Below are 14651 nucleotides of genomic sequence, written 5' to 3'. Positions count from 1 at the left end.
TTGAAAGAATTTAGTGACTAAAAGAAAGCCATTGTATTTTAATTTAAATAACCAATGGAAAATAGGAAAAATTGGGCTTTTTTGCTTTGGTATTGTAATTATTGTTACCAGCCAGATTTTTACCAAAGAAGTTTTTGCCTCTTGGAAAAATATGGACAGGACAGATATTAGTGAAAATATTTCCAATAATACAGGCTCATCCATCGCACCGCAAATTATGGCTGATGCTTATAATAATACATATGCAATTTGGATTGATAGTACTACTGGAAATAGTGATATTTTTTTTAGCAAGTGGACAGCGACTGGATGTGGAGGTAATGGTTGCTGGACAAAAATGGATGGCAGTGAAGGTTCAGAAAACGTTTCTAATGATTCTGGCAGCTCAACTTTGCCAAAATTTTCACTGACAGATTCAGGTACTCCTTATTTAGTCTGGCTGGATAATTCCACTGGAAATTATGAAATTTTTTTTAGAAAATGGACAGTGGGTGCCGGCTCAGGTGTCTGCGGTGCTGGGATTGATGATTGCTGGACAAAAATGGATGGGTCGGCTGGTACTGATAATGTTTCTGGTACGGCTTTAAATTCTGGCTCAACTCAATTTGCCATAGATAATGATAATAATCCTTATATTGCTTGGGAAGAACCTGTTAATGGTAAAACGCAGATTTATTTCCGTAAATGGACTTTTGGAGTTGGCTGGACCAAAATGGATGGTACTCCAGGCACTGATAATGTTTCAAATGATAGCGGCAATAATTCACATTTAGCACAATTTGCGATTGATTCCTCAAATAACCCTTGCCTTACTTGGTCTGTTGATTTAACAGGAAATGGTGATATTTATTTTAAGAAATGGACTCAGGGAGTTGGCTGGACCAAAATGGACGGTACTCCAGGCGCGGATAATGTTTCCAATAATTCATCTGCATCAGGTTTGCCAAAAATGCGTCTTGATTCATTAGGCTTTCCTATTATTATCTGGAGAGATGTCACAAGCGCAAATGGGGAGATATTTTTTACCAAGTGGCAGCCAGGCACAGGCTGGACAAAAATGGATGGCACTTTAGGCTATGAAAATATTTCCAATACCTTGGGCGATTCCGATAGCATTGATTTTAAACTTGACCAATCAAACATACCCAACGTTGTCTGGGATGATGCCACCACAGGCACTAGAGATATTTATTTCACTAAATGGACTGGGGGTGTTGGCTGGACAAAAATGGATGGCACTCTGGGGCATGATAATGTCTCAAACACGGCAACTGCTTCAAGATATCCCAAAATAGGACTTAGCTCTCAGGGCTTTCCGAATATTGTTTGGCGGGAAGCCGTGAGCGTTTATAATTACGAAATATATTTTCGCAAATGGACTCCAGGCCTTGGCTGGACCAAAATGGGGGATGTAGCAGGCACAGATAATTTATCTGATAATGGCAACAGTTTTTCGGATTATCCTGAAATTGTGCTAAGAAATACCAATCTGCCCAATGTCATTTGGCAGGATAACATTGACGGCAATAATGAAATTTATTTTACCCATTGGATAATTGATCAGGAAGATACAGTTGATATCTCAGCCGCAGTTGATGCAACTTTAACTCTGTCATTGTCAGCCGCAAACTGCAGTTTAGGCACTTTCAGCGCTGCTGGCTTGAGCACTTGCAATTATGATACGCAAATTAGCACCAATGGCAGCTTAGGCTATACTGCCTATATTAGAGCAGATGGCATGCTGAGAAATGCCGCCAATCAAATAAGCGATGTGGCTGATGGCGATGTGGGAGTGACAAATATTGGAGGAGTTTCTACAGAAGAAGAATACGGAGTTTCAACTTCAAAGGCCGGTGAAACAATTACACAAAATAATTCAGGCTCTGCTTGCAGTAATTTAGCCAATCAATTGGCTACAGCTATGCCAGCTTCAGTTTTATTAACCAGCGATCAATCATTTGCTTCTGCTACAGGGCCGATCAGTTCTGATTCAACGACCTTATGCCATGCCGCTGTCATAACTGGTACGACAGAAGCAGGCTCTTATGCCCAAACAGTTACTGTTACAGCCGTGGGCAACTTTTAATTTGCTTATGTTAAAGAAAAATAAAAAAATAGCGCAGGGAGGAGCTAAAAGGGCTGGGGGTAACAGGCCTAAATTTTTAGGGATATTTTTTAGCAGTATTAAAAGGTCTTTAAAATCATTTTTGATTATTTTTGTAATCGGCCTGCAGATTGCCTTAATAATAGGCTATCTTTATTTTATTTATAGAAATACAATTTTTGCGACTGAAGGCATCCGTGATACTTTGACCTATCAGGGTAAAATAACCAATGCCGACGGAGTGCCTCCGCCGGACGGACTTTATGATATGCGTTTTAGGATATACAGCCAAGCTACCAGCGGAAACCTTCTTTGGGCGGAAAATTGGGATGGCACAAATCAAGGCACAAGCGGCAGTAAAGTTCAGGTGAATGACGGCATTTTTACAGTTGAATTAAATTCGTTGTGCGGCAACTGGGTCGGCACTTGCGCTTCCAATGGCGGCGTAACATTTTCCACTGACAGTTTTTATTTGCAAGTTGAATTGGATTATGACGCTAATGGCACTTTTGAAGAAGTATTTTTGCCCAGAAAAAGATTTACAGCTACGCCTTATGCCATGAATGCTGACAAATTGAATGGCAAGGGATCTGCAGATTTTGTTCAGATTGAAGGCGGTGAAATGACCGGAAATTTGAGCGTGCCAAAAATTATAGATAGTTCTTTGGTCGCAGATTATGGCTTTAATGGGAATTCAGATGATAGCAGCCCCAATGGTTTAACTGGAACATTGGAAAACAGCGCCAGTGCTGCTAATGATGTTTTGACTCTTGATGGTCTTAATCAATATTTTTCAGTAGCTGATGATGATAAATTAAGCTTTGGCAATGGCACAGATGATTCGGCTTTCACATTGTCAGCCTGGATAAAAATGGATGAAGCCACTAATTTTATAATTGCCAGCAAAGGCACAGGTTCTGCTGATGACGAATATAAATTTTATATTAATGCTGATGATAAGATTAATCTGCAGCTGATTGATCAAAGCCAGACCAATACTTATTTGGGTAGAATGTTTAATACCGCCTTAACAAGCTATGAAGGGGAGTGGGCTAATGTGATTGCGACTTATGATAGTTCAAAAACATCGGCCGGAATAAAATTATATATTAATGGAATAGAAGTTGATGATACTGTCAATGAAAGCAACAGCTCATCATATGCTGGCATGGAAAATTTGACCGGCGCATTTAATATCGGCAATTATGCGGCCAATTATGCCAGGGGACAATTTGATGAAGTTAAAGTTTTTAATAGAGCTTTAAGCCCGGATGAAATAAAAAGAATATATGCAGATGACAATAGGCAAAATATCCATAGCAACAAAATTACAACCCACACAATTTATCTTGAATCTAGCGATGATGAAAATACAGGCGAGGGCTATCTGGCCTGGGATAATTTTTATCAGCGTATTAAATTCAGCGCTGAAACTTATCTGCCGAATCAAATGCCTTATTTAGCAAATCGCGCAAATTCGCAGGATTACACGCATTATAGTGATGAAAATAAAAAATTAGCCTATGATTTTTCTGATTCTGTCGGTTCCACTGTCACGGATCTGGCTGGCAATGCCAATGGTACTGTCAATGGCAATGCTGACTGGACAAATTCAGGCTATATTGGCTATGGCATGAAATTTGGCGCTGATGGCGATTCAGTGTCTTTTGCAGATCCCGGCTTATCATCAACTCAGGGTTCAATTGAGTTTTGGGTAAAATTTAATGATATAACCGCCTCAGCTGATAATTATGCTTTTAGACTGGCGGAAAGCACTTCCAATGAAATTGTGTTTGCCAAAGAAAATCAGAGCGATATGTATTTCAAGGTAGGAGACACAAAGATTCCTCTGGGCAGTATCCCGGATACTAGCTGGCATTATGTTGTAATTGCCTGGGATTCAGGGAATGTATCTTTTTATGGTGACGGGCAATTTGCCTTAAGTACTGCATATTCAAATTTAGACATAAGCAGGTTTGATAAATTCTATCTTGGTTCAGCAGGCAGCCCAAATACTTCACTTGATGGTGAAATTGATAGTGTCGCTATTTATGATGATGTTTTAACGCCTGCAGAAGTCAAAAATCATTTTAATTCTGCATTTGAAAATCTTTATGTGGCTAATAATTTGAGCGATGGCAATATTTCTTCGCCTGTCGGCAGTTTAATCGGCTTGCCAGCCAGTACTAATGAAAAAGATAAGGCAGATCCGGTTTATTTTAGCAATGATAGCAAGGCAGTCGGCCTGGCCTTTGCCGAAGGGCAGGGGACAACTACCTCAAATATTACCCTGGCTGATGATCCTACGATTACAGGCACAACCTGGCAAAAAGGATATTATGGCTATGGTTTGGGATTTAACGGACTTTCAGATTATCTGACTTTGACAGACAGCGCTAATTTAAATATGGGCACTGATAATTTTTCTCTGGAATTTTATCTCAAAGCAGATTCAAGTGACCAGACAAATAAAAGGATTATTTCCAAAAGAAGCGGGGATGCCGGCTATGAAGTTTATTTTGATTCTAATAATAAAATCGGTTTTTTTATCGGAGATGGCACCAATACTTATAGCACAAATGTAGCAGGCGGATATGCTTTAAATGATGGCAAGTGGCATCATGTTTTAATTGCCTTTGATCGTTCCAGTAATGTCACTATGGCTTATGATGGTTCATTAACATACATCCAAAATATTACCAGTGTAACCGGCAGTCTGGATAATGCGGCTGATTTATACATTGGCAAAGATTCGTCCGGTAATTTTTATAAAGGCATTTTGGACAGTCTAGTTATTTATAAAAGCCAGCTTTTAAATTTAGGAGACATTATTGCCAGAGCAACAGACAACCCTGATAAGATGGTTATAAACAGCAGAGGCGGTATTTCAGGCCTGGCTTCATTATTAGTTTTAAACAATTATACTAGCGGTGACGGAATTATTGCCGGACTTTTTAACAGTAATAATAACACAACTTACCCTCTAAAAATTTGGAATGCGGCTTCTTCTGTTTCAGGCAGCGATACTATTTATAATTTGATATCTTTTGGCAATATGGGCAGCAACTATGGCAATTTAATCTGGGATGCCACTAATACGCAATTCATTTTTGATCAAAGTTTAAAAACAACAGGAGATTTAGCCTCAAATTATTTAAAGACAAATGACAACGAATTTTTAGCTTCTGATCTAATCAGGCATACAATAACCAGCGATGATGTTACAAATACATATTTTTCAGAATCATGGGCAAAAGCCACAAAAGACAAAATTGCCAGTTTGCATGGCGTTCATTATGTGGTCAGCGGCAATGTTTATGGCGATCAGGATTTTTGGAGTACTAATACGGAAAACAGGATTGAATATGACGGCTCGGCTATCAGAGTGGATAAATTGGGCGGTACCTGGACAGAAGGGGATGTGATAACGATTTTTGTGGTCTATGAAAAATAAAGGTTACTAATCAGCTAATTTATTACTAATCTACTAATTAGAAAATTATGAAATTAATTAATAAAGAGGGAAATAGAATAGACTGGCTTCAAGTTCTAATAATTTTTATTTTAGGCGCTTTGGTTTTGAGCAATGTTTTTTTATTTATAAACAACATGTCTTTGCAAAAAGAAGTTGAAAAATTAAAAGCAGATGATTTAGCAATTGCGCAGGCAATTAATACAGTCCTGGGTCAGCTAAAAACAAATATTAAATAAATCGTTTTTAGGCTTTTTATTTGTTTTATTGTTGTAAGATATGGTAATAAATTGTAAGACAATTGTATTACAATCTATTACTATTGTTTTACAAGCAAGCTTATGGAACACATAAGTAAATTTTTATCTAAACGGATTACTCAGCAAGGTTTTAGCCAACAGGTTAAAACCTCTTTAATAATTGAAGAATTTAAAGAGATTATTATTAAAATATTCGGCTCTAATCTTGGTAAAAAAATTAAACCATTATATATTAAAAATAATATCCTGACAGTGGCTTGCTTAAGTTCTGTGATGGCCCAGGAAATGAATTTTAGAAAAGCAGAAATCCTTGAGAAAATAAACGCCAAGTTTAGCCCAGATTTTATCAAGGATATCAGGCTGGTAATATAGCGGTTAATTTAACATAGCAAATTATTTATAGTGATTTGCGCAATTTTGACTATTAAATAATTAAATCGTATACTGTTAGTATAAAGAAAAATAAATTTTATGGACAATAGCCAGGAACAAAATATAAAAGATATATTAGACATTGTAACTTTTATTAAAGACAATGCCGCTAACAAAGAAGATTTGGACCGTTTTGCGACCAAAGAAGATTTGGATGGTTTTGCTAACAAAGAAGATTTGGACCGTTTTGCGACCAAAGAAGACTTGGACCGTTTTGCGACTAAAGAAGACTTAAAACAAATGGAAATAAGAGTTCTATCTACGTTTGAAGATCTATTGGTTCCAATTAAACAGGAATTGGCTGATATTAGGCTTGAATTAAAAGAAATTAAAGAAAGGCTAGATAATATAGAAACGTTTGAAGGCGAGGATATCTCAGCTGCTTATCGCGATATTGAAATTATGAAAAAGCAATTAGCGGATCTGGAGATTAAAGTGCAGAAGATGCAAGCTAGCCAAAGCTAATTTGTATAAATTGATTTTATTGCAAAAACGTCACGCGTTGCGTGGTGTTTTTTATTTAGTTAATTTAAGAAAATTAAGGTATTTAAATAATGTTCTTGGGCCATTTTGGCAATTGCTAAATTTATATAAATTTGCTAAAATTAAGCTAACTTGTTCTTAGCGTTTTTTTGTTTTAGTGCCGTATTTGCCTAAATTTGGTAAAACGCCATTATCTATATTTGGATACTAATGTACGAATTCAATACCTGCCTGCCGCCTGCCTGCCGGTAGGCAGGGCAGGCAGGCAAAATATACTAATAGTTCTCAAATTTTCATACGGTTCCAATTAGTATTATTCGTATAATATTCGTAAATTAGTATCCCTACTTAATATACTAAGTCATAATTATGACATTAAGATCTTATATTATTTTAATGCTTTTATGCACCATTGCCTGCTTTTTTGCTTTTTTAGCAGTAGTTTATTTTTTTGATCCGACAAAGGCCAATCTGTTAGCATTAATTTTGTTTTATTTCAGCTTATTGCTGACTTTAATCGGGATTTTTTCCATAATTGGCCTGATTGCCAGGATATTTTTTACCTCAGAGCATTTAATCTTCAGAAAAGTTATTACCTCATTCCGCCAGGCAGTTTGGTTTTCTTTGTTAATAGTCATCAGCTTGTTTTTAAAAAGCGCTAATTTGTTAATCTGGAGAAACATTTTTTTCTTAATTCTGGCCTTTGTCATCTTAGAAATATTTTTCATGGGCTATAAATCTAAACCAAGCATAAAAATATGAAACAATCATTTTTATTTACCAAAACTAAAAAAGAAATAGGGGAGGAGGAAAAAAGCCTTAATGCCCAATTATTAATTAGGGCAGGCTTTATTGATAAATTGGCAGCCGGCGTCTATACTCTATTGCCACTGGGCTTAAGAGTTTTTAAAAAGCTTGAGAATATTATTCGTGAAGAAATGAATAATATTGGCGGCCAGGAAATTGTGATGCCCTCATTGCATCCTAAAGATAATTGGGAAAAAACAGGCCGTTGGTCAAGCATGGATGATTTATACAAAGTTAAAGATTCAAGCGGCCATGAATTTGCGCTGGGACCGACTCATGAAGAAGTGGTTGTGCCATTAATGAAAAAATTCATCAATTCCTACAAAGATTTACCGGTCTATATTTATCAATTTCAAAATAAATTCAGAATGGAATTGCGTTCAAAGTCCGGCATTTTGCGTGGCAGGGAATTTGTCATGAAAGACCTTTATTCTTTCCATTTAGACGAAAAAGATTTGGATGAATATTATGAAAAAGCTAAAGATGCTTATTTTAAGATTTTTCAAAGAGCAGGGATTAGAGCAGAAACATATCTGACTTTGGCTTCTGGATCTTCATTCTCAAAATATTCACATGAATTTCAAACAGTCACGCCAGCCGGTGAAGATACAATTTATATCTGCCCAAAATGTAAAATTGCTTATAATAAAGAAATTATTGAGGTTATAACTAAATGTGAAACCTGCAATCTGACTGTTAAAGATTTTAAAGAAGCCAAGGCCATTGAAACAGGCAATATTTTTAAGCTTAAGACAAAATACTCACTTCCTTTTGATTTAAAAGTAAATAATAGCGAGGGGCAGGAAGTTATTATTACTATGGGTTGTTATGGTATGGGTTTGGGCAGACTTATGGGGACTATAGTTGAAATTCATCATGATAATAAGGGTATTATTTGGCCCCAAGAAGTGGCTCCTTTTGCCCTGCATTTACTGACTTTAGGTTCAGAAAAGGAACTTGCAAAAAATGGGGACAAGTTATATAATGAGCTGGTTAAAGCTGGCTTTGAAGTGCTATATGATGATAGGGAAGAATCAGCTGGAATTAAATTAAAAGACAGTGATTTAATCGGTATTCCGTTCAGGCTTGTTTTAAGCGCAAAAACTTTGCAAGCTAAAAGCGTGGAAATAAAGCCGAGAAATTCTGATAAGCTGGAAATAGTTAAGCTGGATAAACTGATAAAATACCTTAAAGGATTAATTTAAAAGAGTAAAAAGAGAAAGAAGGGTAAAAGGGGTCATCCTACGCTAAAGCTTCTGCCTCCGCTTAAGCTATGGCAGACAGGTCGGATGACAGGTAAGAAAGGTAAAATGGACAGGTATCTGGAATTAAAACAGGGGAACTATTTGTATCATTAGTATAATATTTGTAAATTAGTATCATTATGATTTTTGATAGAATTCTAGGCAGATTTTCCAAAGATATTGGCATTGACTTAGGCACTGCCAATACTTTAGTTTATGTCAAAGATAAGGGGATTGTGATTAATGAGCCATCAGTCGTGGCCATTAATTCTAAAACTGATCAGATTTTAGCAGTGGGCGGTGAAGCCAAAAAAATGGTCGGCAAAACTCCGGCCCATATTATTGCGATTAAACCTTTGGTTGACGGCGTAATTTCTGATTTTGAAGTGACTGAGAAAATGCTTAAATATTTCATTGATAAAATCCATGCTGAAGGCTTTAATTTGCTGCCTCGACCAAGAGTAGTTATAGGGGTGCCATTGGATATTACTGAAGTGGAAAGAAAAGCAGTTGAAGATGCGGCTTATTCTGCCGGTGCGCGCGAGGTTTATCTGGTTGAAGAATCAATGGCAGCGGCCATCGGTTGCCGTTTGCCGATTGAAGAAGCTTTGGGCAATATGATTGTTGATATTGGCGGCGGTACTTCTGAGATAGCAGTAATTTCTTTAGGCGGCGTTGTGACCTGGAAAACTATAAAAATCGCCGGTGATGAAATGAACAAAAATATTATTCAATATGCGCGCAGCAAATTCAACTTGCTTTTAGGCGAAAAAGTTGCTGAAGAAATTAAAATTAAAATCGGTTCAGCCGCAGAATTAAAGCAGCCCCTTGAAGCCCAGATGAGAGGCCGTGATTTGGTGACTGGCCTGCCCAAAGAAATTATTGTTAATGACAGCCAGATCAGGGAAGCCTTGGCAAAATCTGTCAGAATAATTATTGATAATGTCAAAGCTACCCTGGAAATTACTCCGCCGGAATTAGTGGCAGATATTTATGAGAGAGGCATCCTGCTAACTGGCGGCGGCGCGCTTTTAAAATCTCTAGACATTGCCATTTCCCGAGCCACTCAAATTCCGGTTTTTGTGGCTGATGATCCCTTAACTGCTGTAGTCAGAGGCACCGGCTATTTGCTTGATGATCTGCCTTTGCTTAAAAATGTTGCCTCGCCTTCAACCATGGAGCAAAGTTCAAAAATGTAATCCACGGGCCTAAGCTCGTGGAGCTTAAATTATGATTGAAAAGAAAAAAAATCAATATCTAAAAATTTATATTTTGGCAGTTATCATACTGCTTATTTTTTTCCATTATTTAAGAATTTTAGCAGCGCCTGAAAATTTCATCATGGGAATTTTAAATGAGTCCCAGCATCAGACTTATGCCTTTTTGACCAAATTAAAATATTCGTTTATAAATTATCAGGAAGCGCAAAATTTAAAAAAGGAAAATATTGAATTAAAACGCCAGTATGATGAGCTGCTTTTTGCCAATACCCAGCTCAATGATTATAAAACAGAAAATGAAAAATTAAGAACGACTTTAAATTTTAAAACCAGCCAGAATTATGATCTTGTCCTGGCTAAAGTTATTGGCCGTGATCAGGATCGTTTGAATACCTTATTGCTTGATAAAGGCAAATTGGATGGTATTGCCGAGGGTTATCCCGTAGTTGTTGATAATGGTATTATTGTCGGCAAGGTCATTGCCGCTAGTGACCATTTAGCGACGGTTTTACTGATTACTGACAAAATGAGCGAATTGGCCGTCAGCACGCTGGCTAATAATAAAACAACGGGCATGGCAATCGGCGAGTACGGCTTAAGCATAAAAGTAGAATTAATTCCTCAAGATTTAGAAATAAAAGAAGGTGATTTATTCATTACTTCAGGCTTAGAAAAAAACATACCTCGTGGGCTAATCTTAGGCAAGATAAACCGTATTATCAGCCAGGAAAACGAATTGTTTAAAAGTGCGACGCTCAGCCCTTTGCTTGATTATGAAGAAATTACTATTTTAAGCGTAATTTTGCCAAAAAGCTATTAATTAGATTTAATTTCTATGATTAAATATCTTTATTACATATTTATCTCATTATTTTTGGTTTTTATTCAGCAAAGCATTTTAATGGTTTTTGGCTATACTGCGAATCTGAACATCTTATTGGTTTTTTTAGTTTTTATCACCATTATTTCCGGCTTTAATCTGGGTTTCATTTTCTCGGTGATTATCGGTTTAATTGCCGGCCTTTATTCATATTTGCCATTCGGTTCATTAATAATCATATTTTTACTAATAATAAGCCTGGTTAATTTTTTATATAAGCATGTTTTAATTAATTTTTCATATTTGACCAATATAATTTTAATTGTCATGGCCACTTTTTTGTACAATTGCTTATTGGTCTTAATTAATTATCTGGCCTATCTATTAGGGATGATTAGAATTTATATCTCAGTTGACAGCATTTTTTTAATAAATTTTTTGTGGCAGAATATCCTTAATGTGGCTTTGATCAGTTTGATTTTTGTCATTGCCAAATTAACAATTAAAAAATTAAATTTAGTCTTTTTAATAAAAAAATGAGAGACTTATTTGTTAATAGAGAATACAGGCGAGCCCAAGAAATTGAGGCTGATTTTTTTGATGATAATTTAGAGGGTGAAAAGATCAGCCAGTCTGGCCATGGATTTTTAGGCAAATTTATAAGTGAAAACAAAATAAATTTTTTTTCCTATCTGGTTATGGCCTGCCTGCTTATTCTTTTAGGCAGGACAATGTATTTGCAAATTTTCAAGGGCCAATATTACCAGCTTTTGGCTGACTCCAACAGAACCAGGGAAAAAATCTTGCCGGCGGCCAGAGGCTTGATTTATGACAGCCAGAACCAGCCATTAGTGAAAAATTTGCCGATTTTCAACGCCATGATTTTACCCAAAGATTTGTCATTAAATAATGATAAAAGACTGGAAGAGATAAATAGTATCAGCCAGATTTTAAACATTGCCAGCCAGCCAATTGCAGATCTTTTAGCCAAATATCCAAAAAATTTTAAATATCCGCTTTTAATTAAAGAAAACCTGAGTTATGAAGAAGCCATTGATTTAAAGATTAAAGCAGCTCAATTTACGGGCTTATCTATTGATGCTCAGGACCAGCGGCAATATTTTAGCCCTGTTGATTTTGCCCATATCTTGGGCTACGAAGGAAAAATAACGGAAAAAGAATTAGACCAGCACAGCCAGGATGGCTATAACTTGAATGATTATATTGGCAAGACTGGTTTGGAATTAAGCTACGAATCTGTTTTAAGGGGAAAATTCGGGCAAGAGGGGATTGAAGTTGATGCGGCAGGTCATGAGGACAAAGTCCTTTATCATGAGGATCCGGTTAATGGTAAAAGTTTGGTTTTAAGCGTGGATCAAAAGGTGCAAAATAAAGTGCGGGAAATTTTAATTAATCATTTGCATAGCCTTAATAAAAAAAAGGGGGCTGTCATAATGTTAAATCCTCAGAATGGGGAAGTCCTGGCGCTGGTAAGCTATCCTGATTTTGATCTTAACCTTTTTGCCCAAGGCATTTCTGAACAAGATTATAATAATTTGCTAAATGATGAGAATCAGCCTCTTTTTGATAGGGCAGTCAAGGGCGAATATCCGTCTGGTTCAACGATAAAGCCGGTTATTGCCGCCGGCGCTTTGCAGGAAGGCATTATCACTGATAAAACCACGGTTAATAGCACTGGCGGCTTATGGCTTTATAACCGCTGGTTTTTTCCTGACTGGGCTGCCGGCGGGCATGGCATAACTAATGTTTATAAAGCAATTGCCTGGTCAGTCAATACCTTTTTTTACATGATTGGCGGCGGTTATGAAGATTTTAAAGGCTTGGGCATTGAGGGTCTGGAAAAATATTTTAAAATTTTTGGCTTGGGCGATAAAACCGGCATTGATTTGCCCGGTGAAGCTACCGGCTTAGTGCCTGATCCTGACTGGAAAAAGAAAACTAAAAATGAGGACTGGTTTATCGGAGATACTTATCATGCGGCCATTGGCCAGGGCGATGTTTTAGTCACGCCTTTACAGGTTGCTAATTATACTACGGCCTTTTTAAACGGAGGCAAATTATATGAGCCGCATTTAGTCAAAGAAATTATCAGTAATGACGGCAGCAAGCAGATTATTGAGCCAAAAATAATCAGGGAAAATTTTATTGATGATGCCAATCTGGAGATTGTAAAAAAAGCCATGCGCCAGACTGTTACCTTGGGCAGCGCTCAATACCTAAACAGTTTAAATGTTGCTGTGGGCGGGAAAACAGGGACAGCCCAATGGAACACTGAGAAAAATCCTCAAGCCTGGTTTATCGGGTTTGCGCCTTATGATCAGCCGGAAGTAGCCATTACTGTTTTAGTTGAGGAAGGCGGCGAAGGGAGTTCTGCCTGCGTGCCAATTACTTATGATATTTTAAACTGGTATTTTAATACCTATACAAAAACTAATACAATACAAAATTTACAAAATACATCAAATTAAAGATTTAAGAGTTAATCCAAGTTAAAAAGTTGATTACGCTGAAAATTTAGCCCTTAAATCAGAATTTAATTTATTTTTGTATCATTTGTAAAAGATTCGTATTTTCGTAGGAGCATAGAAGAGTGCCCGCACTCCGAAGCTCCGTAGGAGCGTAGAATTATGGCTCACTCTTATATAAGAGTACTTGCACTCCAAAGCTCCGTAGGAGCGTAGAACTAATGGATAACTATTATATAAGAGTGCTTGCACTCCGAAGCTCCGTAGGAGCGTAGAATTATGGCTCACTCTTATATAAGAGTACTTGCACTCCAAAGCTCCGTAGGAGCGTAGAACTAATGGATAACTATTATATAAGAGTGCTTGCACTCCGAAGCTCCGTAGGAGCGTAGAATTATGGCTCACTCTTATATAAGAGTACTTGCACTCCAAAGCTCCGTAGGAGCGTAGAACTATAGGATTCCTCTTATATTAAGAGTGCTTGCACTCCGAAGCTCCGTAGGAGCGTAGGAGTGGATAAAGTCTTGACACGAATTTGTCATTTTGGTATTTTATATACTATATGTTTTGAACCACCAAATTCGTTCACTAAAATGCACGAAAAATATTTAGTGTGATTTCGCGATAATAGTTTAGTGTTTAAGTAATCAATATAAATTTATGGCAGAAGAAAAATATTTAACCAAAGAAGGCTTGGCAAAAATTAAAAAAGAATTAGAAATTTTAAAATCAGAGAAGCGCAAAGAAATCAGCGATCGTATTGCTGAGGCCATTAAATTAGGTGATTTATCTGAAAATGCTGAATATCAGGAAGCTAAAGATGATCAGGGCATGAATGAAGCAAAAGTCAGGGAATTGGAGGAAATTGTTAATAATGCAGTCGTTATTAATAATGGCCATGAAGCCAAAAAATGCGTTGATGTCGGCTGTACAATTAAAGTTAAAGTCGCAGATAAAGACAAAACATTTACTATTGTCGGTCCCAGTGAAGCTAACCCGGCAGTTGGTTTAATTTCCAATGAATCACCAATCGGTCAAGCCTTTCTTGGCAAAAAGGTAGGGGAAATAGCTGAGGTAGAAGCTCCGGCCGGAACCATTAAATATAAAATTTTAGAACTTTCCTAATAAAGCAAAAATATAATATATTTTACCGAAGAAGTCCTGCCTCGCGGGGCTTCTTCGTATTTTTAATAAGAGCTGAATTCAACCTTCTAGCGCAAAATTAATGAATAAGTAATTTTGAGAAAATTTCATCAGGTTTGTAAAAACCAAGTGTTTTTCTTGGGCGATCATTCAGAAGATCCTGCACATGTTGAATTTCTT

12 protein-coding genes are annotated in these 14651 nt (G+C 36.9%); all 12 read left to right on the top strand.

Features of this window, described 5'->3' with window-relative positions; genetic code table 11:
- The first annotated feature begins 13 nt into the window (after positions 1-13).
- The 12 genes from WC460_05680 (at position 14) to greA (ending at position 14453) form a co-directional block, all read left to right on the top strand.
- A complete protein-coding gene (locus tag WC460_05680; protein MFA5188824.1) occupies positions 14-2086 on the top strand; it encodes a hypothetical protein in 2073 nt (690 codons plus the stop codon).
- A gap of 7 nt (positions 2087-2093) precedes the next feature.
- On the top strand, positions 2094-5558 hold the full coding sequence (locus WC460_05675; protein MFA5188823.1) for a LamG domain-containing protein: 3465 nt from the start codon (positions 2094-2096) through the stop codon (positions 5556-5558).
- A 47-nt stretch (positions 5559-5605) separates the two neighbouring features.
- The gene (locus WC460_05670) at positions 5606-5815 is read left to right on the top strand and encodes a hypothetical protein (protein MFA5188822.1); all 210 of its coding nucleotides are present in this window, start codon (positions 5606-5608) and stop codon (positions 5813-5815) included.
- Positions 5816-5917: 102 nt separating this feature from the next.
- Positions 5918-6208, top strand: a complete 291-nt coding sequence (locus tag WC460_05665; protein MFA5188821.1) for a DUF721 domain-containing protein — start codon at positions 5918-5920, stop codon at positions 6206-6208.
- Between the two features lie 99 nt (positions 6209-6307).
- Positions 6308-6733 carry a hypothetical protein gene (locus WC460_05660; protein MFA5188820.1) on the top strand — a complete coding sequence of 142 codons (426 nt, stop codon included), beginning with the start codon at positions 6308-6310 and terminating at the stop codon, positions 6731-6733.
- Positions 6734-7120: 387 nt separating this feature from the next.
- Positions 7121-7513, top strand: a complete 393-nt coding sequence (locus tag WC460_05655; protein MFA5188819.1) for a hypothetical protein — start codon at positions 7121-7123, stop codon at positions 7511-7513.
- Complete coding sequence (locus tag WC460_05650; protein MFA5188818.1) at positions 7510-8763, top strand: aminoacyl--tRNA ligase-related protein; 1254 nt, start codon at positions 7510-7512, stop codon at positions 8761-8763. The genes WC460_05655 and WC460_05650 overlap by 4 nt, the downstream gene beginning before the upstream one ends.
- A 179-nt stretch (positions 8764-8942) precedes the next feature.
- The gene (locus tag WC460_05645; protein ID MFA5188817.1) at positions 8943-10001 is read left to right on the top strand and encodes a rod shape-determining protein; all 1059 of its coding nucleotides are present in this window, start codon (positions 8943-8945) and stop codon (positions 9999-10001) included.
- A gap of 31 nt (positions 10002-10032) precedes the next feature.
- Positions 10033-10842, top strand: a complete 810-nt coding sequence (mreC, locus tag WC460_05640; GenBank protein MFA5188816.1) for a rod shape-determining protein MreC — start codon at positions 10033-10035, stop codon at positions 10840-10842.
- A gap of 15 nt (positions 10843-10857) precedes the next feature.
- Complete coding sequence (locus WC460_05635; GenBank protein MFA5188815.1) at positions 10858-11382, top strand: hypothetical protein; 525 nt, start codon at positions 10858-10860, stop codon at positions 11380-11382.
- Positions 11379-13331 (top strand): penicillin-binding protein 2, encoded by a 1953-nt coding sequence (gene mrdA, locus WC460_05630; GenBank protein ID MFA5188814.1) that lies wholly within the window; start codon positions 11379-11381, stop codon positions 13329-13331. The genes WC460_05635 and mrdA overlap by 4 nt, the downstream gene beginning before the upstream one ends.
- A gap of 657 nt (positions 13332-13988) precedes the next feature.
- Complete coding sequence (gene greA, locus WC460_05625) at positions 13989-14453, top strand: transcription elongation factor GreA (protein MFA5188813.1); 465 nt, start codon at positions 13989-13991, stop codon at positions 14451-14453.
- The last annotated feature ends 198 nt before the right edge of the window (positions 14454-14651 follow it).

The organism is Patescibacteria group bacterium (assembly GCA_041651155.1).
Lineage (GTDB): Bacteria > Patescibacteriota > Patescibacteriia > CAIXNZ01 > CAIXNZ01 > JAPLYF01.
Note: the sequence above shows the minus strand (reverse complement) of the source record. Positions and strands in the feature narration are given on the sequence as shown.